Annotated in this window: 18 protein-coding genes; 5 read left to right on the forward strand and 13 right to left on the reverse strand. The window is 58.9% G+C overall.

Annotated elements, in window-relative coordinates; all coding sequences use genetic code 11:
• Nucleotides 1-19: 19 nt before the first annotated feature.
• Nucleotides 20-1,732 carry an N-acetylglucosamine-specific PTS transporter subunit IIBC gene (gene nagE, locus GVL50_RS14650; protein WP_159813857.1) on the forward strand — a complete coding sequence of 571 codons (1,713 nt, stop codon included), beginning with the start codon at nucleotides 20-22 and terminating at the stop codon, nucleotides 1,730-1,732.
• A gap of 53 nt (nucleotides 1,733-1,785) precedes the next feature.
• Here the strand turns inward: nagE and GVL50_RS14655 are convergent, their stop codons facing one another.
• The 5 genes from GVL50_RS14655 to purL all read right to left on the reverse strand — a co-directional run bounded on the left by GVL50_RS14655 (nucleotide 1,786) and on the right by purL (nucleotide 8,809).
• The gene (locus GVL50_RS14655) at nucleotides 1,786-2,232 is read right to left on the reverse strand and encodes a hypothetical protein (RefSeq protein ID WP_158830385.1); all 447 of its coding nucleotides are present in this window, start codon (nucleotides 2,230-2,232) and stop codon (nucleotides 1,786-1,788) included.
• Nucleotides 2,216-2,872, reverse strand: a complete 657-nt coding sequence (locus GVL50_RS14660) for a DUF6036 family nucleotidyltransferase (RefSeq protein ID WP_256671868.1) — start codon at nucleotides 2,870-2,872, stop codon at nucleotides 2,216-2,218. The genes GVL50_RS14655 and GVL50_RS14660 overlap by 17 nt, the downstream gene beginning before the upstream one ends.
• Nucleotides 2,873-3,130: 258 nt before the next feature.
• A complete protein-coding gene (locus GVL50_RS14665; RefSeq protein WP_159813859.1) occupies nucleotides 3,131-3,493 on the reverse strand; it encodes a DUF6124 family protein in 363 nt (120 codons plus the stop codon).
• 1,102 nt (nucleotides 3,494-4,595) lie between these two features.
• Nucleotides 4,596-4,907 (reverse strand): YqfO family protein, encoded by a 312-nt coding sequence (locus tag GVL50_RS14670; RefSeq protein ID WP_159813860.1) that lies wholly within the window; start codon nucleotides 4,905-4,907, stop codon nucleotides 4,596-4,598.
• A 5-nt stretch (nucleotides 4,908-4,912) separates the two neighbouring features.
• Entirely contained in the window at nucleotides 4,913-8,809 is a 3,897-nt protein-coding gene (gene purL / locus GVL50_RS14675) for a phosphoribosylformylglycinamidine synthase (protein ID WP_159813862.1), read from the reverse strand.
• Between the two features lie 285 nt (nucleotides 8,810-9,094).
• On the opposite strand from purL, the gene mltF reads away from it, so the two are divergent.
• Nucleotides 9,095-10,555 carry a membrane-bound lytic murein transglycosylase MltF gene (gene mltF, locus GVL50_RS14680; RefSeq protein WP_082341386.1) on the forward strand — a complete coding sequence of 487 codons (1,461 nt, stop codon included), beginning with the start codon at nucleotides 9,095-9,097 and terminating at the stop codon, nucleotides 10,553-10,555.
• Between the two features lie 84 nt (nucleotides 10,556-10,639).
• On the opposite strand, the gene pdxJ is transcribed toward mltF, so the two are convergent.
• The 8 genes from pdxJ to lptF all read right to left on the reverse strand — a co-directional run bounded on the left by pdxJ (nucleotide 10,640) and on the right by lptF (nucleotide 19,229).
• Nucleotides 10,640-11,386 carry a pyridoxine 5'-phosphate synthase gene (pdxJ, locus tag GVL50_RS14685; RefSeq protein ID WP_053117400.1) on the reverse strand — a complete coding sequence of 249 codons (747 nt, stop codon included), beginning with the start codon at nucleotides 11,384-11,386 and terminating at the stop codon, nucleotides 10,640-10,642.
• Between the two features lie 207 nt (nucleotides 11,387-11,593).
• Nucleotides 11,594-12,283 (reverse strand): DNA repair protein RecO, encoded by a 690-nt coding sequence (recO, locus tag GVL50_RS14690; protein ID WP_008083634.1) that lies wholly within the window; start codon nucleotides 12,281-12,283, stop codon nucleotides 11,594-11,596.
• Nucleotides 12,284-12,453: 170 nt separating this feature from the next.
• The gene (gene era, locus GVL50_RS14695) at nucleotides 12,454-13,356 is read right to left on the reverse strand and encodes a GTPase Era (RefSeq protein WP_007909024.1); all 903 of its coding nucleotides are present in this window, start codon (nucleotides 13,354-13,356) and stop codon (nucleotides 12,454-12,456) included.
• Entirely contained in the window at nucleotides 13,349-14,038 is a 690-nt protein-coding gene (gene rnc / locus GVL50_RS14700) for a ribonuclease III (protein WP_053117395.1), read from the reverse strand. Before rnc ends, era begins: the two co-directional genes overlap by 8 nt.
• A 183-nt stretch (nucleotides 14,039-14,221) precedes the next feature.
• Nucleotides 14,222-15,076 carry a signal peptidase I gene (gene lepB, locus GVL50_RS14705; RefSeq protein ID WP_053117392.1) on the reverse strand — a complete coding sequence of 285 codons (855 nt, stop codon included), beginning with the start codon at nucleotides 15,074-15,076 and terminating at the stop codon, nucleotides 14,222-14,224.
• Nucleotides 15,077-15,081: 5 nt separating this feature from the next.
• The gene (gene lepA / locus GVL50_RS14710) at nucleotides 15,082-16,881 is read right to left on the reverse strand and encodes a translation elongation factor 4 (RefSeq protein WP_016986097.1); all 1,800 of its coding nucleotides are present in this window, start codon (nucleotides 16,879-16,881) and stop codon (nucleotides 15,082-15,084) included.
• A gap of 172 nt (nucleotides 16,882-17,053) precedes the next feature.
• Nucleotides 17,054-18,115 carry an LPS export ABC transporter permease LptG gene (gene lptG / locus GVL50_RS14715; protein WP_053117389.1) on the reverse strand — a complete coding sequence of 354 codons (1,062 nt, stop codon included), beginning with the start codon at nucleotides 18,113-18,115 and terminating at the stop codon, nucleotides 17,054-17,056.
• Nucleotides 18,108-19,229, reverse strand: a complete 1,122-nt coding sequence (lptF, locus tag GVL50_RS14720) for an LPS export ABC transporter permease LptF (protein WP_053117386.1) — start codon at nucleotides 19,227-19,229, stop codon at nucleotides 18,108-18,110. The genes lptG and lptF overlap by 8 nt, the downstream gene beginning before the upstream one ends.
• A gap of 308 nt (nucleotides 19,230-19,537) precedes the next feature.
• Between lptF and GVL50_RS14725 the strand changes: the two genes are divergently transcribed.
• From GVL50_RS14725 to GVL50_RS14735, 3 genes are read left to right on the forward strand one after another with little or no spacing between them, the layout of a single operon-like run.
• The gene (locus GVL50_RS14725; protein ID WP_159813864.1) at nucleotides 19,538-21,028 is read left to right on the forward strand and encodes a leucyl aminopeptidase; all 1,491 of its coding nucleotides are present in this window, start codon (nucleotides 19,538-19,540) and stop codon (nucleotides 21,026-21,028) included.
• 60 nt (nucleotides 21,029-21,088) lie between these two features.
• On the forward strand, nucleotides 21,089-21,517 hold the full coding sequence (locus GVL50_RS14730; RefSeq protein ID WP_053117380.1) for a DNA polymerase III subunit chi: 429 nt from the start codon (nucleotides 21,089-21,091) through the stop codon (nucleotides 21,515-21,517).
• Nucleotides 21,518-21,525: 8 nt separating this feature from the next.
• A complete protein-coding gene (locus GVL50_RS14735; protein ID WP_159813866.1) occupies nucleotides 21,526-21,927 on the forward strand; it encodes a DNA polymerase III subunit chi in 402 nt (133 codons plus the stop codon).
• The last annotated feature ends 2 nt before the right edge of the window (nucleotides 21,928-21,929 follow it).

A 21,929-nucleotide genomic window follows, 5' to 3' on the forward strand; every position in this document is an offset into this window, starting at 1 on the left:
AACAACAAGGACAAACGCCATGTATCAACTCTTTATCGAAGGCCTGCAACGCCTCGGCCGCGCGCTGATGCTGCCCATCGCGATCCTGCCGATTGCCGGCCTGCTGCTGCGGCTGGGTGACACCGACCTGCTGAACATCGCCATCATTCACGATGCCGGCCAGGTGATCTTCGCCAACCTGGCAATGATCTTCGCCATCGGCATCGCCGTCGGTTTCGCCAAGGACAACAACGGCACCGCCGGCCTCGCCGGGGTGATCGGTTACCTGGTGATGATCTCCACGCTCAAGGTGCTCGACTCGACCATCAACATGGGCATGCTCGCCGGCATCGTCGCCGGCCTGATGGCTGGCGCGCTGTACAACCGCTTCAAGGACATCAAGCTGCCGGAGTATCTGGCGTTCTTCGGCGGGAGACGGTTTGTGCCGATTGTCACCGGGTTCGCAGCGGTCGGTCTGGGCGTGGTGTTCGGCTACATCTGGCCGCCGATCCAGCACGGCATCAACGCCTTCGGCGCCTTGATGATGGAAAGCGGCAGCATCGGCGCGTTCGTGTTTGGCGTGTTCAACCGCCTGCTGATCGTCACCGGCCTGCACCACATCCTCAACAACATGGCGTGGTTTGTGTTCGGCAACTTCACCGATCCGACTACGGGTGCACTGGTGACTGGCGACTTGTCGCGCTACTTCGCTGGCGATCCGAAGGGCGGCCAATTCATGACTGGCATGTTCCCGATGATGATCTTAGGCCTGCCGGCGGCGTGTCTGGCGATGTACCGCAATGCGCTGCCGGAACGCCGCAAAGTCATGGGCGGTATTTTCCTGTCGATGGCACTGACGTCGTTTTTGACCGGGGTGACTGAACCGATTGAATTCGCCTTCATGTTTTTGGCGCCGTTGTTGTATCTGCTGCATGCGCTGCTGACCGGGTTGTCGATGGCGATTACCAATGCCTTGAACATCCATTTGGGCTTCACCTTCTCGGGCGGTTTCATCGACATGATTCTCGGCTGGGGCAAGTCCACCAATGGTTGGCTGGTGTTCCCGGTTGGGTTGGCTTACGCGGTGATCTACTACTTCGTCTTCGACTTCTGCATTCGTCGCTTCAATCTGAAAACGCCGGGGCGTGAGGATGTCGCTGTCAGTGAAAAAGCCGTACTGACTGAAAACGAGCGCGCCAGTGCATACATCAAGGCGTTGGGCGGCGCTGAAAATCTGCTGACGGTTGGCGCCTGCACCACGCGGCTGCGGCTGGAGATGGTTGATCGCAACAAGGCTTCGGATGCTGATCTGAAAGCGCTGGGTGCGATGGCGGTTGTGCGACCGGGTAAAGGTGGCAGTTTGCAGGTTGTGGTCGGGCCGATGGCAGACAGCATTGCCGATGAGATTCGTCTGGCGATGCCTGCATTGGGGCGTGCTGTTTTGGTTGAAACCGCTGTTGTTCATGAGCCGAAAGTTATGGCCGTTGCCGGTTGCGAGGCGCAGCAATGGCTGAATGCATTGGGCGGCGGCGACAATGTGCTGCAACTGGATTGCATTGCGATGACACGAATTCGCCTGCAATTGGCGGATGGCAAGGCGTTGTCCGAGGCGCAGTTGAAGGATCTGGGCTGTCACGGAGTCAGCCAGTTGGATGGCGGGGTCTGGCATTTGCTGGTGGGGGATAAGGCCGCGAGTTTGAGTGGGGCGCTTGAAAGCCTGGTGAATCGTAGCGAAGTTAGCGTGAAGGTTTAATCGACACAAAAAACCCGGCTTAGGCCGGGTTTTTCATCACCAACAAATTCGGCTCAGGATGAATGCTGTTCCGCTTGGTAATGGCGGGTCTGAAATGGCATCAGCGTTTGAACCTTCAATCCAAGACTTTCTGCTAACCCCCAAGAGACGGCCAATTCATCTTTGCGATTGCGTAATGAAACCTTCGTTTGAGGCTCAACATCCTGCTTCGGTGTCGAGTGTGCGAAAAGCTCCAACGCATGAAGCGTTTCCAATACGCGGGTATCCGAGACACACGAGAAACGCGTAAATCGCTCCAACAGGTAGGCGGCGCGGCGACGTTCAATGTCATCGCTATGATGTTTCAGAAAGGCCTTCACCTCGCTTTCAACATTTGAATCCGAGTACCAGACTTCTTTCGCAGCATTCACCAGTGCAACGTCGTCGGCCTGATTCAGAGGGCTTCTGACGAGAGTGTCTAACGCGGATGAGAGGGCGTGAGCGTCATTCAGCTTCGTCATCTGCTTTCTCCAGATAGTCTTGCAATATGTTGCTCAGAACCGAGGTCGGTTGCGCTTTATTGCCAACATATACATCAATTGCCTGCAATGCCAGACGCCGGAGCTCGCGGGTCAGTATGAACCCACACCTCAGAAGCGCATTGATGTCTGCGATATCGTGATCTGTAGCCCTGCCCAGCTTTGTAATGGCTATGTCGACGGGCGCAGCAATATGGATGTGTAGAGGAGACTCCAGCGAAAACTCTGACATGGGAATACTTCGAGACCAATAATCCTCATGAATCGGGCCAAAGCTAGTGTTGTATTGCAGGTCGTAGTTCAGCTCCATCTTTCGAGCAGAAAGCTCATCGAAAAAGGGCTCCGGCACCGTCGCCAGCAGCGTACGCAGGTCGAATCCTGCCGGAATGCATGCCTCATAGATTTCCGCATCGACATCCAAAGATATGCGGTGATGGGTGTAGAGGTGAACCGCACACCCTCCAAACACAATAATCTTGACCGCTCCAGGTGCTGAGTTCTCTTGAATCAGTTCCGCCTCGACTGACTTGAACATCGATACCAGCGCCCGCCCCAGCGCGGTGCTTGCGTTGATGCGGGGTGTGACGACGGGAAGTAGCTCCATTTTCAACCTCAGAGTCATGTCGATGGCTTCAGCGAAAGGAGCAACATTCCGTTAGCGGTCTATTGCCTAGCTCACTGTTTTCCAGAGACAACCCAAGTTAGAGAGGCCACTTCCGAGAGACAACCTGAAAAACCGGTAGGAAAAATCCGCTATTTGATGAGGTACAGGAAGTATTCGGACAACTGCGAAAACGCTTTCGCGAGCAAGCCCGCCCCCACAGAGCATGCATTTCAAATGTGGGAGCCGGCCTGCTGGCGATGAACGATGACGCGGTCGTCAGGTTTGTGGATCGACTCGATCCAGTGCGCGGTTTACTGCGAGTTCGGCGAGCATGATGATTTGCTGGATGGCCAGTGCGGTGCTGCGTTGCAAGCCGCCTAGCTCGGTTGCGAAGTTGCTGGCCATGGCGTTGGCTGAGGCCAACGATTCACAGGCGTGGGCGAGCAGGCTTTCGGTGTCGACGCTGGGGTGGACGAGGAACATGGTGCTCGGTTGTCGGGGTTTGGCGGATTCAGGGCTGAGGTAGAAATCGAGGGCGCGTTTGATGGCTTCGCGGTTTTTTGCCAAGTCTTCGGCGCGGATGGCGGCTTCGAGTGGGGTGATGGTTTCGTGGGGTGGATCTGGTATTAGCTTGTCCAAAATTCAACTCCTGCTACTGCAAGTGAGGATGCCATCGTTCGCCGGATCTCACGCGGCGAAGAGGTGGCAGCTATGTGCAGGGTGAGATCCACCGGAGCAGGCAACCGGCCAGACCGAAGTCTGCCCGCACACAGCCGCCATAACACAGGCAGCAGATTGAGCTGGCGCCAATTATCGTAGTGTTGGCGCTAGTTGCAAGCTTTCCGGGGATCTCACGCCCGGTCGCTGAATTGGCAGCGACAGGCAAAGACTAGAGAGCGCGCGTCCGACGGACAACCTGAAAACCTTGTGGGAAGGTTCTGCTATTTCTACACAAACCTAAACAGACTCAGATTCTTTGGTGATTGGACTGACCCCATCGCCAGCAGGCTGGCTCCCACAGTTTTGACCTGATGTATTCAGACAGAAATTGGTTGGGTGTCAGGCCGCCATCGCTGGCAAGCCAGGCTCCCACAGGGATTGAGTACATCTGCGGGTGATTGGTTGCTGTGAGGTTGTTATCGCGAGCAGGCTCACTCCTACAGTTGGATTGGGTACACCTGAAAAGACAAAGGGCGGTTGTCAGGTCGCCTTCGCTGGCAGGCCAGCTCCGACAAAATCAAGATCAAAAGATCGCAGCCTTCGGCAGCTCCTACACAGGATGAGCGCAAGCTCGGCTGCAGCTTTTGATCTTGATCCACAGGCCCCGTCGGCAGGCTGAGTGGAGGGATTTATCCGGGGGTGGGAGCGCAGCGACCGTTTGGCGCAGCCAAATGCATCGAGAGGAGGTGCAGCGAAGCAAACCGGAGGCGATGCGCCCGGATGGATCCCGGAGCGAAGGAACCCCGAGCCTTAGCGAGTGGGCCGAACGTTGGGGCAAGCCTTTTGGGTTACCTTTTCGGCGTTTGGAAAAGGTGACCCGCCGTAAGGGCGGAACCCTAAGAAGCCGTGACCACAGCAATGGATATGTACTCAGTCAGTCAGAACATCATTGCCTGAGCCGACGCCTTCGCGAGCAAGCCCGCTCCCACATTGGAACCCCATCGCGTAAAAAATCGGGGGCAACAAAAAACCCGCAGACAGTCACTCATCTGCGGGTTTCTTGTTTCAGCAGCAAGGAAGATCAGAAATCTTCCAGCCGCCACACCTCATAAGCCGGCGTCTCGTAGGGATGACTAAGCTTCAATGCAGCCACAACAGCAACAATCAACTCATCCACCACCACAAGCTCAACCTTCCATTCCTCAACCCGCTCAACCTGCCCCGCCTCACCAATAAACGGCTGACTCCCGTCCAAAGGTCGAAACTGGCCCAGACCAAGCACCTGCCAAGCACAGTGGTCATAGTCACCAATCCGCCCACCACCGGCAGCGAACACAGCCCCTTTGACCACCTCGACATGACTGTCAGGAACAAAAAACGCCAGCTTATACACGACGATCAGTTAACCCAGACGCGTGCATTACGGAACATACGCATCCAAGGTGCGTCCTCGTTCCAGTCCTCCGAACGCCACGAGTTCTGCACGGCACGGAACACACGCTCCGGGTGCGGCATCATGATCGTCACACGGCCATCACGGCTGGTGAGACCAGTAATCCCGCGCGGCGAACCGTTCGGGTTAGCCGGATACTTCTCGGTGACCTTGCCATGGTTGTCGACGAAACGCATCGCCACGCAACCCGACAGATCGGCTTCCAGCAGTGCTTCTTCGCTGGAGAACTCGGCGTGACCTTCACCGTGAGCGATGGCGATCGGCATACGCGAACCGGCCATGCCCTGCAGGAAGATCGAGTTCGATTCCTGAATCTGCACCATCGCCACGCGCGCTTCGAACTGCTCGGAGCGGTTGCGCACGAAGTGCGGCCAGAATTCGCTGCCCGGGATCAGCTCGTGCAGGTTGGACATCATCTGGCAACCGTTGCACACACCGAGGGTGAAGCTGTCGTTACGCTCGAAGAACCCCTGGAACGCATCGCGGGCACGGCTGTTGAACAGTGCCGACTTGGCCCAGCCTTCGCCGGCGCCGAGAACGTCGCCGTAGGAGAAACCACCGCACGCCACCAGACCCTTGAACTCGTTCAGATCAACGCGGCCAGCGAGAATGTCGCTCATGTGTACGTCGATTGCGTTGAAACCGGCGCGGTCGAACGCAGCGGCCATTTCCACCTGACCGTTGACGCCCTGCTCACGCAGCACGGCAACCTGTGGGCGGATGCCTTTCTTGATGTAAGGCGCGGCGATGTCCTGGTTGACGTCGTAGCTCAGCTTGACGCTCAGGCCCGGGTTGTCTTCTTCCAGCAGCACGTCGAACTCTTGTTCGGCGCAGTCGGCGTTGTCGCGCAGACGCTGGATCTGGTAGCTGGTTTCAGCCCAGGTACGTTGCAGCAGACGACGCTGGCCTTCGAACACGGTGTCACCGTTGAAGGTGATGTTGATCTGGCCATTGTTGATCGGCTGACCGATCACCGACACGCAGTCGCCCAGACCGGCGGCGCTGAATTGCGCGAGGATGTCTGGCGTGGCGTCCTGACGAACCTGAATCACTGCACCCAGTTCTTCGTTGAACAGGATGGCGGCGATGTCGGCGGTGGTTTCTGCCAGACCGTCGAGGTTCAGGCTCAGACCGCAGTGGCCGGCGAAGGCCATTTCCACCACGGAGGTCAGCAGACCACCGTCGGAGCGGTCGTGGTACGCCAGCAGGTGACCGTCGGCGTTGAGGCCCTGGATCACCGCGAAGAAGGCTTTCAGGTCTTCAGCGTCATCAACGTCCGGCGCGTGTTTGCCGAGCTTGCCGTGGGTCTGAGCAAGGATCGAAGCACCCATACGGTTCTGACCGCGACCGAGGTCGATCAGGATCAGGTCGGTGGTGCCCTTGTCCATACGCAGTTCCGGGGTCAGGGTCTGACGGATGTCAGCCACTGGCGCGAAACCGGTCACGATCAGCGACATCGGCGAGGTCACGGTTTTTTCTTCGCCGTTGTCGCTCCAACGGGTGGCCATGGACATCGAGTCCTTACCCACCGGAATGGTGATGCCCAGCTCAGGGCACAGTTCCATACCGACCGCTTTCACGGTGTCGTAAAGACGCGCGTCTTCGCCCGGGTGGCCGGCAGCGGACATCCAGTTCGCCGACAGTTTGATGTCGGAGATCTTGTTGATGCGCGACGCGGCGATGTTGGTCAGGGTTTCGCCGATGGCCATGCGGCCCGACGCCGGAGCGTCCAGCAGAGCCAGCGGAGTGCGCTCGCCCATTGCCATCGCTTCACCGGTGTAGACGTCGAAACTGGTGGCGGTGACGGCAACGTCGGCCACCGGAACCTGCCATGGGCCGACCATTTGGTCACGGGCCACGAGGCCGGTGATGGTGCGGTCGCCGATGGTGATCAGGAAGCTTTTGCTCGCCACGGCCGGGTGATGCAGAACGCGCTCGATGGATTCGGTGATGTCGAGGTTCGACGGATCGAAGTCATCGCCCATTTCAGCTTCGCGAACCACCGAGCGGTGCATGCGCGGGGCTTTGCCCAGCAACACTTCCAGTGGCATGTCCACCGGGTTGTTGCCGAAATGGCTGTCGGTCACGGTCAGTTGCGGTTCGGCAGTTGCCTCGCCCACTACGGCGAACGGGCAGCGCTCGCGTTCGCAAATCGCCTGGAAGCGCGCGAAGTCTTCAGGGCCGACGGCCAGAACGTAACGTTCCTGGGATTCGTTGGACCAGATTTCGTGCGGGGCCATGCCCGGCTCGTCGTTGGGAATGTTGCGCAGTTCGAAACGGCCACCGCGGTCGCCGTCGTTGACCAGTTCCGGGAAGGCGTTGGACAGACCGCCCGCGCCGACGTCGTGGATGAAGCTGATCGGGTTCTTGTCACCCAGTTGCCAGCAACGGTCGATGACTTCCTGGCAACGACGCTCCATCTCAGGGTTTTCACGCTGTACGGAAGCGAAGTCGAGATCCGCCGAGCTGGTGCCGGTGGCCATCGAGGAAGCCGCGCCGCCACCCAGACCGATCAACATCGCCGGGCCGCCGAGGACGATCAGCTTGGAGCCCACGACGATCTCGCCTTTCTTGACGTGCTCTTCGCGGATGTTGCCCATGCCGCCGGCCAACATGATCGGCTTGTGGTAACCACGAACTTCGTCACCGTGCGGGGTGGTGATCGACTGTTCGAAGGTACGGAAGTAGCCAGTCAGGGCCGGACGACCGAATTCGTTGTTGAACGCGGCGCCGCCGAGCGGGCCTTCGATCATGATGTCCAAGGCGGTAACGATGCGCTCAGGCTTGCCGTACGGCACTTCCCACGGCTGTTCGAAGCCCGGGATCTGCAGGTTCGATACGGTGAAACCGGTCAGGCCAGCCTTTGGCTTGGCGCCACGGCCGGTTGCACCTTCGTCACGGATCTCGCCGCCGGAACCGGTCGATGCACCCGGGAACGGGGCAATCGCGGTCGGGTGGTTGTGGGTTTCAACCTTCATCAGGATGTGCACCGGCTCCTGCACCGCGCCGTACTGGCGGGTCTCAGGGTTCGGGAAGAAACGGCCGGCGACGTTGCCGACGATCACCGAGGCGTTGTCCTTATAAGCCGACAGAACGCCTTCGCTGTGCATCACGTAGGTGTTCTTGATCATGCCGAACAGGCTTTTTTCCTGGTTCTCACCATCGATATCCCAACTGGCGTTGAAGATCTTGTGACGGCAGTGTTCGGAGTTGGCCTGGGCGAACATCATCAGTTCGATGTCGTGCGGGTTGCGCTTCAAACCGTTGAAGGCGTCGACCAGATAGTCGATCTCGTCTTCGGCCAGGGCCAAGCCCAGTTCGGTGTTGGCTTTTTCCAGAGCAGCGCGACCGCCACCGAGGATGTCGATCGCGGTCAACGGCTTCGGTTCGGCGTGGCTGAACAGACCGGCGGCCTGTTCGAGGTTGGCCAGCACGATTTGCGTCATGCGGTCATGCAACACGTCGGCAATCTGCTGGGCTTCGGCGTCGCTGAACTGACCGGCAACGTAGAAGGCGATACCGCGCTCCAGACGCTGGATCTTGCTCAGGCCGCAATTGCGGGCGATGTCGCTGGCCTTGCTCGACCATGGCGAGATGGTGCCGAAACGCGGCAACACCAGAAACAGACGACCGGTCGGCTCTTGTACCGGAACGCTTGGGCCGTACTTCAGAAGGCGCGCTAGCACCTGCTGTTCGTCGCCGGTCAGGACGCCGGTGACTTCGGCGAAGTGAGCGAATTCAGCATACAGGCCACTGACAGCTGGAACCTTCTGGCTCAGTTGCTCAAGGAGTTTGCTGTGGCGAAAGGCAGAAAGGGCAGGAGCGCCGCGCAGGATCAACATCTTCGGGACAGCCTCGGGAAGGGGTGTGCTTTGAGGCCGTGCATTCTAGCCTAAACCGCCCTCAACATCACCCGAAACGCTACGCACGGTTGCACTCGGGTATCAATCTGTGTTTCCGACTCCGGAGTCAGGTAAATCGGCGGTTTGAGACCTGCTTATTTTTACTGTAACAAAAACCCGCGAAGCCCCGTTCCTGCTGGGTTTCGTGCGATTTTGTGACGGCTGACAGAGTCATCCTGCACTGTCGAGATATGGCGCCAGTGGCCGTTTGCGTATACTGCGCACATGTTTTTCCCAACGGCTTTGCGTCCGCGATACGCCAAATGGCTGATCGCAACCGGACTCTTCCTGATGCTCAGTGGCTGTGTTGATAAACCCAACACGCTGGAGCGCATAAAGGAGGATGGTGTGCTGCGCGTGATTACACGCAACAGCCCCGCCACCTACTTTCAGGATCGCAGCGGTGAAACCGGCTTCGAATACGAGCTGGTGAAGCGTTTCGCCGACGATTTGGGTGTCGAGCTGAAGATCGAGACCGCTGACAACCTCGACGACCTTTTCAATCAGATCGGCAAACCCAACGGCCCGGTACTCGCCGCCGCCGGGCTGGTCAGCAGCGAGCATCGCAAGCAACAGGTGCGTTTCTCCCACTCTTATTTAGAAGTCACCCCGCAGATCATTTATCGCAACGGCCAGTCGCGCCCTACCGACGCCGGCGATCTGGTCGGCAAGAAGATCATGGTGCTCAAGGGCAGCACCCACGCCGAGCAACTGGCGGAGCTGAAAAAGAAATTCCCCGGCATTGAATACGAAGAATCCGACGCGGTTGAAGTGGTCGATCTGCTGCGCATGGTCGATGAAGGCCAGATCGACCTGACCCTTGTCGATTCCAACGAAGTGGCGATGAACCAGGTGTACTTCACCAACATCCGCGTCGCCTTCGACCTTGGCGATGCCAGCAACCAGAGCTGGGCCGTGGCCCCGGGCGAAGACAACAGCCTGCTCAACGAGATCAACGCGTATCTGGACAAGGTGCAAAAGAATGGCACCCTGCAGCGCTTGAAAGATCGCTACTACGGCCACGTTGACGTACTCGGTTACATGGGCGCGACCACCTTCGCCCAGCACTTGCAGCAGCGCTTGCCGAAGTACGAACAGCACTTCAAGAATTACGCGAAGAAAGAGAAAGTCGACTGGCGTCTGCTGGCGGCGATCGGTTATCAGGAATCGCTGTGGCAACCGACGGTCACCTCGAAAACCGGTGTGCGCGGGCTGATGATGTTGACGCAAAACACCGCGCAGGCGATGGGTGTGTCGAACCGTCTTGATCCGAAGCAGAGCATCATGGGCGGCGCCAAGTACCTGGCTTATATGAAGGATCAGCTCGACGATTCGATCAAGGAACCGGATCGCACGTGGTTCGCCCTCGCGGCGTACAACGTCGGCAGCGGCCACCTCGATGACGCGCGCAAACTGACCGCCAAAGAAGGTTTGAACCCGGACAAGTGGCTGGACGTGAAGAAGATCCTGCCGCGTCTGGCGCAGAAACAGTGGTACAGCAAAACCCGCTATGGCTACGCCCGTGGCGGCGAGCCGGTGCATTTCGTGGCGAACATTCGTCGTTACTACGACATTTTGACTTGGGTGACACAGCCGCAGCTTGAGGGTGATCAAGTGGCTGAGGGCAATCTGCATGTGCCTGGCATCGACAAGTCAAAACCCGCTCAAGAACCTGCCCCGCTTTAAAAGCAAAAGATCGCAGCCTTCGGCAGCTCCTACAGGGTTATGTGTACACCTGTAGGAGCTGCCGAAGGCTGCGATCTTTTGATCTTAGCCCTTGAGAGCAGCAGCCAGAATCAGCGCTTTCATCTCAGACACGGCAGACTTGAAGCCGACGAACAACGCATGCGCCACCAGCGCATGGCCGATGTTCAGCTCGTTAATCCCTTTGATCGCCGCCACCGCCTCAACGTTGTGGTAATGCAGGCCATGGCCGGCATTGACGATTAAACCCTGCGCCAAACCAAACGCCACGCCATCCGCAACGCGCTTCAGCTCCTCAGCCACTTCCGTCGGCGTTTCAGCATCGGCGTAACGCCCGGTGTGCAGTTCGATCGCCGGTGCGCCAACGCGCTTCGACGCTGCAATCTGCCGCTCATCAGCATCGATGAACAGCGACACTTCGCTGCCAATCTTCGACAGACGCTCAACCGCAGCCTTGATCCGTTCTTCCTGCCCCGCGACATCCAGACCGCCCTCGGTGGTCAGTTCCTGACGGGTTTCCGGCACCAGGCAGATGTGCGCCGGACGAATGCGCTCAGCGAACGCCATCATTTCTTCGGTGATGCCCATTTCGAAGTTCATGCGGGTTTGCAGCACATCCTTGAGCAGCAGTACGTCGCGCTCCTGAATGTGCCGGCGGTCTTCACGCAGGTGAACAGTGATGCCATCAGCGCCCGCCTCTTCCGCGTCCAGCGCAGCCTTGACCGGATCCGGGTAGCGCGTACCACGGGCCTGACGCAGGGTGGCGACGTGGTCGATGTTCACGCCAAGAAGAATGCGATTGCTGGTGGTCACGGGTGCGCGCTCCTGAAGAAAAAGATTCGGCGCACAGCATACACGGTGAAGGGTCTGTTTACGTCTGGGCGCGGCGGCAACGGGATGCTGGCTGAGTGCAGGGCAAGGCGCGAGGAACGAAGTTTGGTTGCGCCAAATGAGTTCCGAGCAACGCGGCCCTGCGCGCAGCCAGCGCCCGTTGCGCCGCGTCCAGACGTAAACAGACCCTTAGGGTTTGCGAAACAGCTCGCGACTGACGAGAGGACGGCCGCCCAAGTGAACGGCGAGGGCTTGGCGCATCAGGCGCTTGGCTGCGGAGAGTGCGCCCGGTGCAGTCCAGTCGGCTTCGGCCATGGCGAGCAATTCGACGCCGTTGAACAGGCCGGGTTGCAGCAGAAAAACGCGCTCCAGGCCGGCATCCACTTGCAGGCGATAGAGGCCGTCTTCGGCTATCGGTTCGCCGTGGATATCGGTGTTCAGCGAGAAGCCATAACCGAGATCGTCCAGCAAACGCCATTCGAAGGAACGCAGCAGCGGCTCCAGCGGACGGCCCTCAGCCAATGCCAGCAAGGTCGCGGCGTAGTGATCGAATACACCGGGGTGTGGATCCTCAGCAGGGAGCAAACGGATCAGCAGTTCATTGAGATAGAGTCCGCTGAACAGCGCCTCACCATTGAGCCACGCCGAGGTGCCGGCACTTTCCATGCGCCCGACATTCTTCAGCTCGCCCTTGCCACGGAACTCGACTTCCAGCGAGACGAACGGCCGCGCCAACGTCCCGGCCTTGCCCCGCGCACTGCGCAACACCGCCCGCAGCCGACCTTGCGGCGTGAGGAAATCCACCAAGGCACTGGTTTCGCGATAGGCGCGAGAGTGCAGGACGTAGGCGGGTTGGGCGGGAGGTGGGGTTTGCGACATTGAGTTCTCGATGAAGAAACGCAGTCTTGAAATCAACATAAACCAAATGTGGGAGCGGGCTTGCTCGCGAAAGCGGTGAATCAGTCGAAAAATGTATCGACTGACACTCCGCCTTCGCGAGCAAGCCCGCTCCCACAGGGGTTCTCTGGTGTATCAGAAAACCGGGACTGTTACAGGTCGCCGTAACCCAGCGAACGCAGTGCACGCTCGTCGTCGGACCAGCCACCCTTCACCTTCACCCACAGGTTGAGCATGATCTTGGAGTCGAACAGCAGCTCCATGTCCTTGCGCGCTTCGGTGCCGATGCGTTTGATGCGCTCGCCCTTGTCGCCAATGATGATCTTCTTCTGACCGTCACGCTCAACGAGGATCAAGGCGTGGATGTGCAGGGTTTTGCCCTGCTGCTTGAACTCTTCGATCTCGACGGTGATCTGGTACGGCAGCTCGGCGCCCATCTGGCGCATGATTTTCTCGCGCACCAGTTCGGCGGCGAGGAAACGGCTGCTGCGGTCGGTGATCTGGTCTTCCGGGAAGAAGTGATCGTTCTCCGGCAGGTGATCGGCGATGACTTTTTCCAGTGCGTCGAGGTTGTGCCCGTGCTGTGCGGAAATCGGAATGATCTGCGCGTTCGGCAGTTGTTCCTGCAACCAGCTCAGGTGCGGCATCAGCTCGGCTTTGTCTTCGATGCGATCGGTCTTGTTCAGCGCGACGATCAGCGGGCCGGTCACGTACTGCACGCGCTCCAGCACCATCTGGTCTTCATCGGTCCACTTGGTGCGGTCAACGACGAAGATCACCACGTCGACGTCTTTCAACGCGGCCGAAGCGGTTTTGTTCATGTAACGGTTCAGGGCCTTTTCGCCACCCTTGTGCATGCCCGGGGTGTCGACGTAGATCGCTTGCACGTCACCCTCGGTTTTGATCCCGAGCATGTTGTGGCGAGTGGTCTGCGGCTTGCGCGAAGTGATCGCGAGCTTCTGGCCGAGGATGTGGTTCAGCAGCGTCGACTTACCGACGTTGGGACGGCCGACGATGGCAACATAGCCACAGCGAGTTGCGTTTGTATCAGTCATTGCCATTCTCCACGCCCAGGGCAATCAGTGCTGCAGCGGCCGCTACCTGTTCGGCAATACGACGGCTGACACCCTGACCTCGGCTTTTTTCATTCAGTAAGACAACTTCGCACTCGACGAAGAAGGTTCGGCAGTGCGGCTCGCCCTGGATATCCACCACTTCATAGCGTGGCAGATCGCAACCGCGCGATTGCAGGTGTTCCTGCAGGCGGGTTTTCGGATCCTTGTTGGTGTCGACCAGCGTCAGACCTTCGAACTCGCCAGCGAGCCAGGCCAGGACGCGTTCGCGCGCCATGTCCATGCCGGCATCGAGGTAGATCGCGCCGATCAAGGCTTCGAGGGCATCGGCCAGAATCGATTCGCGACGGAAACCGCCGCTCTTCAGTTCACCGGAACCCAGTCGCAAGTAGTCGCCAAGGTCGAAACCGCGCGCCAGTACGGCCAGCGTCTCACCTTTTACCAGACGTGCGCGCAAACGCGACAATTGGCCTTCGCGGGCCAGCGGGAAGCGATCGAACAGCGCCTCGCCAGCGACGAAGTTGAGGATGGCATCGCCGAGGAATTCCAGGCGTTCGTTGTTGCGCCCGGCAAAACTGCGGTGCGTGAGGGCCAGCAGCATCAGCTCCTGATCCTTGAAGGTGTAACCGAGCTGTCGCTCGAGACGGCTTAATGAGGCGCTCACGGTTTACCCACGCTGTGTTCAAAGCTGGATTCCACCGCCATCGCCGGGGTACGGCGCGGGCCTGGGACAATTAACGCTGTGTTCAAAAATTACATCCTGAATATCGTTGGCTTCATGCCCCGGAGCCGATTGTGTCGACGCCAGAAATGCATTCGGCGCTGTGTTCAACAGCGCCGTGTGTGATTACTTGATCAGGCCAACCCGCGAGAAATTCGGCAGGTGACTGAGTTTCGGTTCCGGCCAGCTCATCCAGACCGCGAAGGCCTTGCCGACGATATTCTGGTCGGGAACCATGCCCAGCAGATCCTTGGGAATCTTTGGATCATCCCAGTAGCGACTGTCGTTCGAGTTGTCGCGGTTGTCGCCCATCATGAAGTAGTGCCCGGCAGGCACTGTCCACGAACGATCCGGGGTGGCGCGGTAGCGGCTCATTTCCTTGCGGATCAGGTGCTCGGCAGCGCCGAGTTTTTCCTTATAGAGCTCTGCACTGCCCAGGGTGCCCGGCTCGGAGCCGATCATCTGCTCGGCAATCGACTCGCCGTTGACGAATAGATGCTTGTCAGCGGTGTAGCGAATCGTGTCGCCCGGCAGACCAACTACACGCTTGATGTAGTTGACGTTCGGGTCGCTCGGGTAGCGGAACACCATGACATCGCCACGCTGTGGGTCACCGACTTCGATGATTTTCTTGTCGATCACCGGCAGGCGGATCCCGTAAGAAAACTTGTTCACCAGAATGAAGTCGCCGACGTCCAGGGTTGGCTTCATCGAACCGGACGGGATCTGGAACGGTTCCACGAGGAACGAACGCAGCACCAGCACGATGAACAACACCGGGAAGAACGACTTGCCGTATTCAACCAGCAGCGGCTCTTTGTTGAGTTTCTCGACCACCACGACATCTGGCTGACCGACACTGCCCTGATAAGAGGCAATGGCGGCACGCCGACGCGGTGCAAGGATCAACAGATCAAGCAACGCCAACAGGCCGCAGACGAACACGGCGATGACCAGCAACAGCGGGAAATTTAGTGACATAGGACCTAACTATCCAACCTGAGCACTGCAAGGAAGGCTTCTTGTGGAATTTCCACGTTGCCGACCTGCTTCATGCGTTTTTTACCGGCCTTCTGCTTTTCAAGCAGTTTTTTCTTACGGCTAACGTCACCGCCGTAGCACTTGGCCAATACGTTCTTTCTGAGCGCCTTGACGGTTGTCCGTGCCACGATCTGACCGCCAATGGCGGCCTGGATCGCCACGTCGAACATCTGACGAGGAATCAGTTCTTTCATCTTCTCGGTCAACTGGCGACCTTTGTAGTGCGAGTTGTCACGGTGCACGATCAGCGCCAAAGCGTCGACCTTGTCGCCGTTGATCAGCACGTCCAGTTTCACCAGATTAGCCGATTGGTAACGATCGAAATGGTAATCCAGCGAAGCATAGCCGCGGCTGGTGGATTTGAGACGGTCGAAGAAGTCGAGTACCACTTCGTTCATCGGCAAGTCGTAAGTGACCTGCACCTGATTGCCGAGGAACAGCATGTCGACTTGTACGCCACGTTTCTCGATGCACAGGGTGATGACGTTACCCAAGTGCTCCTGCGGCACCAGGATATTGGCGCGCACGATTGGCTCGCGCATGTCTTCGATCGACGACACATCCGGAAGCTTGGATGGGTTGTCGACGTAAATTGTTTCACCGGTCTTCAAAACCAGTTCGAAAATTACCGTTGGCGCGGTGGTGATCAGGTCCAGGTCGTACTCGCGCTCGAGGCGCTCCTGGATGATTTCCATGTGCAGCATGCCGAGGAAGCCGCAACGGAAGCCGAAGCCCAGTGCGTCGGAGCTTTCCGGGGTGTATTGCAGCGACGAGTCGTTGAGGGTCAGCTTCTGCAATGCTTCGCGGAAATCCTCGAAGTCGTCGGAGCTGACCGGGAACAGACCGGCGTAAACCTGCGGCTGGATGCGTTTGAAGCCAGGCAGCACTTCAACGTCCGGGGTCGAACTCAGGGTCAGGGTGTCACCGACCGGTGCACCGTGAATGTCTTTGATGCTGGCGATGATGAAGCCCACTTCGCCGGCCTTCAGGTCAGCAGTAGCGGTGTGCTTCGGGTTGAACACGCCAACGCTGTCGACCAGATGGATCTTGCCGGTGGACTTGACGAGGATCTTGTCGCCCTTCTTCACGCGGCCATGACGCACACGCACCAGGGAGACAACGCCCAGGTAGTTGTCGAACCAGGAGTCGATGATCAACGCTTGCAGCGGATCTTCGATGTTGCCGGTCGGCGCAGGAATGGTGTGCACCAGACGCTCGAGCACTTCGTCGACCCCCAGGCCGGTTTTGGCGCTGCAGGTGACGGCGTCGGTGGCATCGATGCCGATGATCTTCTCGATTTCGTCTTTGACGCGATCAGGATCAGCCTGTGGCAGGTCGATCTTGTTCAATACCGGCATGACCTCAAGGCCCTGCTCGATCGCGGTGTAGCAGTTGGCCACGGACTGGGCTTCAACGCCTTGACCGGCGTCGACCACCAGCAGTGCACCTTCACACGCGGCCAGGGAACGGCTGACTTCGTAGGTGAAGTCGACGTGGCCCGGGGTGTCAATGAAGTTCAGCTGGTACTTGATACCGTCTTTGGCGGTGTAATACAGGGTGACGCTGTGGGCCTTGATGGTGATCCCGCGTTCACGTTCCAGATCCATGGAATCCAGTACCTGGGCTTCCATTTCACGCTCGGCCAGGCCGCCGCACATCTGGATGAAGCGATCGGCCAGCGTCGACTTGCCATGGTCAATGTGGGCGATGATGGAGAAATTGCGGATATGACTCAAATCACTCACGGATCAACACTCAAAAAGGCTGCAGGCATAGCCCGCCGAAAAATAGCCGGGAATTGTACCTGATACACGGCGCAAGCGTCACGTTCACCTGTCACCCGGATTGCATGCAAAAACGCCCCGATCTGTCGACCGAGGCGTTTTCGAGGTTAAAACACTGGCAAAACCGGCGGCATCAACCCGCCCGTCTCAGCAGCCAGACACCGAGCAGCGCACACACGCCGGCCGGCACCAGCACCGCAAACAGCGGCGAGAAACCGAACACCAGGCTCGAAGGGCCGAGCAAATCCTGGACGATGCGGAAGGTGAAGCCGACCAGCACACCGGTGAACACACGCTGACCGAGGGTCACGGAACGCAGCGGGCCGAAGATGAACGAGATCGCCATCAACACCAACGCAGCAGTCACCAGCGGCTGCAACACCTTGACCCAAAACGCCAGCCAATAACGGCCGTTGCTCAGGCCTTGTTCAGAAAGATAGTGGATGTAACCCCACAGACCGCTGATCGACAGCGATTCCGGCGCCATCACCACCGTGCTGAGCAACTGCGGGCTCAGGGACACGTCCCAACGCTCGGCCGGCACGTTGACCACTTCGGTTCTGCGCTCATGGAAAACCGTGGTGGTGACACCGCTAAGCTGCCAGTGATCCTTGTCGAATTCGGCTTTTTTGGCGAAGCTCGAACTCAGCAGATGACGCTCTTTGTCGAAGTGATAACGCGTCACGCCGTACAGCAAACCGTTGGGTTGAACGGCGTTGATGTGGATGAACTCTTCACCCTGACGGTGCCACATACCGTGTTTGGCACTTTGCGCATCGCCGCTGCCCTGGGCCAGCGAGCGATTGGCCTGAGCCATGCTTTCGGTGGCTGGCGCGACGTATTCGCCGATCAGCAAACCGGCCAGCATCAGTACCAGCATCGGTTTCATCACTGCCCAGACGATGCGCCCGATCGATACACCAGCGGCGCGCATGACCGTCAGTTCGCTGCTGCTGGCCAGACTGCCGAGACCGATCAGACAGCCAATCAGCGCGGCCATCGGCAGCATTTCGTAGAGACGGCGCGGCGCGGTGAGCATCACGAAGCTCAGCACATCCATCAGTGTGTAGGTGTCGCTGACGTCGCTCATTTCATCGATAAAAGCGAACAACGTCGCCAGACCCAGAATGATCGCCAGCACAGCGATGATCGCCATGAACACGCTGCTGCCGATGTAGCGGTCGAGTTTAACCACGAGCCACCTCCAGCGCAGCGCTGCGACGGCTGGCCATCTTCAGGCGCAAAGGCTCCCAATAAAGCAGGCCGAGACCGATAAACAGGAAGATCGCGTGCACCCACCACAACCCGAGGGTCGGCGGGATCTTGCCTTTTTCGAGGGCGCCACGGGCGGCAATCAGGATGGTCAGGTAAGCCATATAAAGAAGAATCGCCGGCAGCAGCTTGAGGAAACGCCCTTGACGCGGATTGACCCGCGACAGCGGCACCGCCATCAGGGTCACGATAAACACCAGCAGCGGCAGGGAAAGACGCCATTGCAGTTCGGTTTTGGAGCGGATGTCATCACTTCCAAGCAAGGCTGAGGTCGGCATGGCGTCACGGTCGGTGACTTCTTCACTGACTTCCGGCTTGGGCAACTGCACACCGTAGGTTTCGTAATGCACCGCACGATAATCCGCCTGACCCGGGCTGCCGTCATAGCGGTAACCGTTTTTGAGGATCAGGTAGCGAGTGCCGTCCTTGCGACTTTCCTGAAGACCCGACTCGGCCACCAGAATGGAAATCCCGCGATCTTTCTTGTCGGCACCGAGGTTTTTCTGCGAAATGAACACGCCGCCCAGATTGATCCGGTCGTCGGTCAGGGTTTCGGTGTACGTCACCCGCGTACCGTCGCGCAGCGCCTGGAAGCGACCCGGCTCAAGGGTGTCGAACTCGGTCAGCGCATCCTGCTTGTTCAGCAGCAACTGGAACTGGTTGGCACCTTGTGGTGCGAGGCCCAGGCTCAGCCATGCCACCACCAGCGCCACCAGGGTCGCCGGGAACAAGGTCATGCGAAACAGCTTCTGCTGGCTCATGCCGGTGGCCGAGAGCACGGTCATTTCGCTTTCGAGGTACAGGCGACCGTAGGCCAGCAGGATCCCGAGGAACAGGCCCAGCGGCAGAATCAGTTGCAAGAACCCCGGCAAACGAAAGCCCATGATCAGGAACAACGAGCCCGGATCGAGCTGGCCGGCAGCGGCCTGAGCCAGATATTTGATGAAGCGACCGCTCATGATGATGACCAGCAGCACGGCACTCACGGCGCTGAGGGTCAGCAGGACTTCGCGGGACAGATAACGGAAGACGATCAAACCAGACACTCCAGGGTTGTCAGGCTAAGGCGGCCAAACAAGCAAACACACCGACCGGCCCGCAACGCAGAGCCGTCGGAAAAAGATGCGGCATTATCCTGTGATTGGGGGCGCCTGTCACTGCGCACACTCATCCATGTCTGTAATCCGTTGCAGATCGTACAACCGAGGGTTGTCAGGCGCGGGGAGCGAGGTTCAAACTGCGGCCCTTGTCGCAGGCTTTGGCCTGCGCCTCTTCTATTTATAAGCAGGCGACTGCGGACACCGTCGAACGCCTGCGTGTTGACCATTCATTCAGGGATCCGGACATGGAACTGGTTGTAAAAAGCGTTAGCCCAGAAACGTTGAAAACCGCCACCCTGGTGGTTGCCGTCGGCGAAGGCCGCAAACTCGGCGCCGCCGCCAAACAGGTCGACGAACTGAGCGGTGGCGCGATCAGCGCCGTCCTCAAGCGTGGCGATCTGGCCGGAAAAGTCGGTCAAAGCCTGCTGCTGCACAGCCTGCCTAACCTCAAAGCCGAGCGCGTGCTGTTGGTTGGCGTGGGCAAGGATGAAGAACTGGGCGACCGTCCGTTCCGCAAAATCGTTGCCGGTATCCTCAATACTCTGAAAGGCCTGAACGGCAGCGACGCCGTGCTGGCGCTGGATGAAGTTATTGTTAAAAACCGCGACAGCTACGGCAAAACCCGTCTGCTGGCGGAAACCCTGGTGGACGGTGAATACACTTTCGACCAGTTCAAGAGCCAGAAAGCCGAACCGCGCGCACTGAAAAAAATCACCCTGCTGACCATCAAGGCTGCCCAGGCTGAAGTGCAGCGCGCCGTGAATCACGCCACCGCGATCGCCAACGGCATGGCCTTCACCCGTGATCTGGGCAATCTGCCACCGAACATCTGCCACCCGACCTTCCTTGGCGAACAAGCCAAAAACCTGGGCAAAGAATTCAAGGATCTGAAAGTCGAAGTCCTCGACGAGAAGAAGATCAAGTCTTTGGGCATGGGTTCGTTCTACGCCGTCGGCCAAGGCAGCGAGCAACCGCCACGTCTGATCGTCATGCAATACAACGGCGGCAAGAAATCCGAGAAGCCGTACGCACTGGTCGGCAAAGGCATCACTTTCGACACCGGCGGCATCAGCCTGAAGCCGGGCGCCGGCATGGACGAAATGAAGTACGACATGGGCGGCGCTGCCTCGGTGTTCGGTACCTTGCGCGCCGTGCTTGAGCTGAAACTGCCGATCAACCTGGTGTGCATCCTCGCTTGCGCGGAAAACATGCCGAGCGGCAACGCGACCCGTCCAGGCGACATCGTCACCACCATGAGCGGCCAGACCGTGGAAATCCTCAACACCGACGCCGAAGGCCGTCTGGTGCTGTGCGATGCGCTGACCTACTCCGAGCGCTTCAAGCCACAAGCGGTGATCGACATCGCCACCCTGACCGGTGCTTGCGTCGTCGCACTGGGTGCGCACACCTCGGGTCTGCTGGGCAACAACGACGAACTGATCGGCCAACTGCTCAGCGCTGGCCAGGCTGCTGACGACCGCGCCTGGCAACTGCCGCTGTTCGACGAGTACCAGGAGCAACTGGACAGCCCGTTCGCCGACATCGCCAACATTGGCGGCCCGAAAGCCGGCACCATCACCGCCGCGTGCTTCCTGTCGCGCTTCACCAAGAACCTCAACTGGGCGCACCTGGACATCGCGGGCACCGCATGGACCAGCGGCGGCAAGGACAAGGGCGCCACTGGCCGTCCGGTGCCACTGCTGACCCAGTACCTGCTGGATCGCGCCAAAGCCTGAACCCGCTGATGGGCGGCGGCGTCACTCTCGGGTGACGCCGCTTGCCGCTCTGGAACCGCAATGACCAAAGTCGATTTTTACATTCTGCCCAGCGCCGACCCTTCGGCTCGCCTGGACTTCGCCTGCAAGCTCACCGAGAAAGCCTGGCGCATGGGCCACCGCATCTATCTGCATTGCAGCGATGCCGCCCAGCGTGACGATCTCGATGCGCGCCTGTGGGCGTTCAAGGGCGAAAGCTTCGTGCCGCATGGCCCTGCCGACAGCGAACCGGACGGTTTGATCGTGCTGGGTGTGGGTGATGACTGCGGTCAGCATCAGGATTTGCTGGTCAACCTCGACCTGAAAGTCCCGGCCTTCGCCAACAAGTTCGCCCGGGTGGCGGAAGTGGTGGTCGAAGACCCGACGATTCGTGCCGCGGCGCGGGAGAGTTTTCGCTTCTACCGCGAACAGGGCTATCCTCTGCAAGATCACCGTTTACAGCGACTCTGAGCATTCCAATGGACACTCCGAAACCGCAGCAAAAGCCGACACACCTGCTGGACGATCTCGAATCGATCCGTCAGTTGCTCGGCGACGACAACCTGCAACCACCGCTGTTGACCGATACGGTCGATGAAGGTGAACAGGAACAAATTCCGATGTTGTTCGAAGCGGTTGGCAATGAACTGCAAGCCGTCGAACCGCAACCTGCGCCAACGCCGGCGCCGGCGCCGGCCGCGCAACCTGCGACACCGGTGAATAAAGGCCCGGACGCCCTGCTCCACCTCGACAGCGAACTGCGCGCCGCCGCGCAATTGATCATGCAAGACGTGATCGACGACTTCGCGCCGCACATCGAAACCGAAATCAAACGGCGCCTCGATGCGCGGATGGAAAGGCTGCTCAGCCAATACGAATAAGC

The sequence above is a fragment of the Pseudomonas sp. 18058 genome (genome assembly GCF_902706155.1).
Taxonomy (GTDB): domain Bacteria; phylum Pseudomonadota; class Gammaproteobacteria; order Pseudomonadales; family Pseudomonadaceae; genus Aquipseudomonas; species Aquipseudomonas rustica.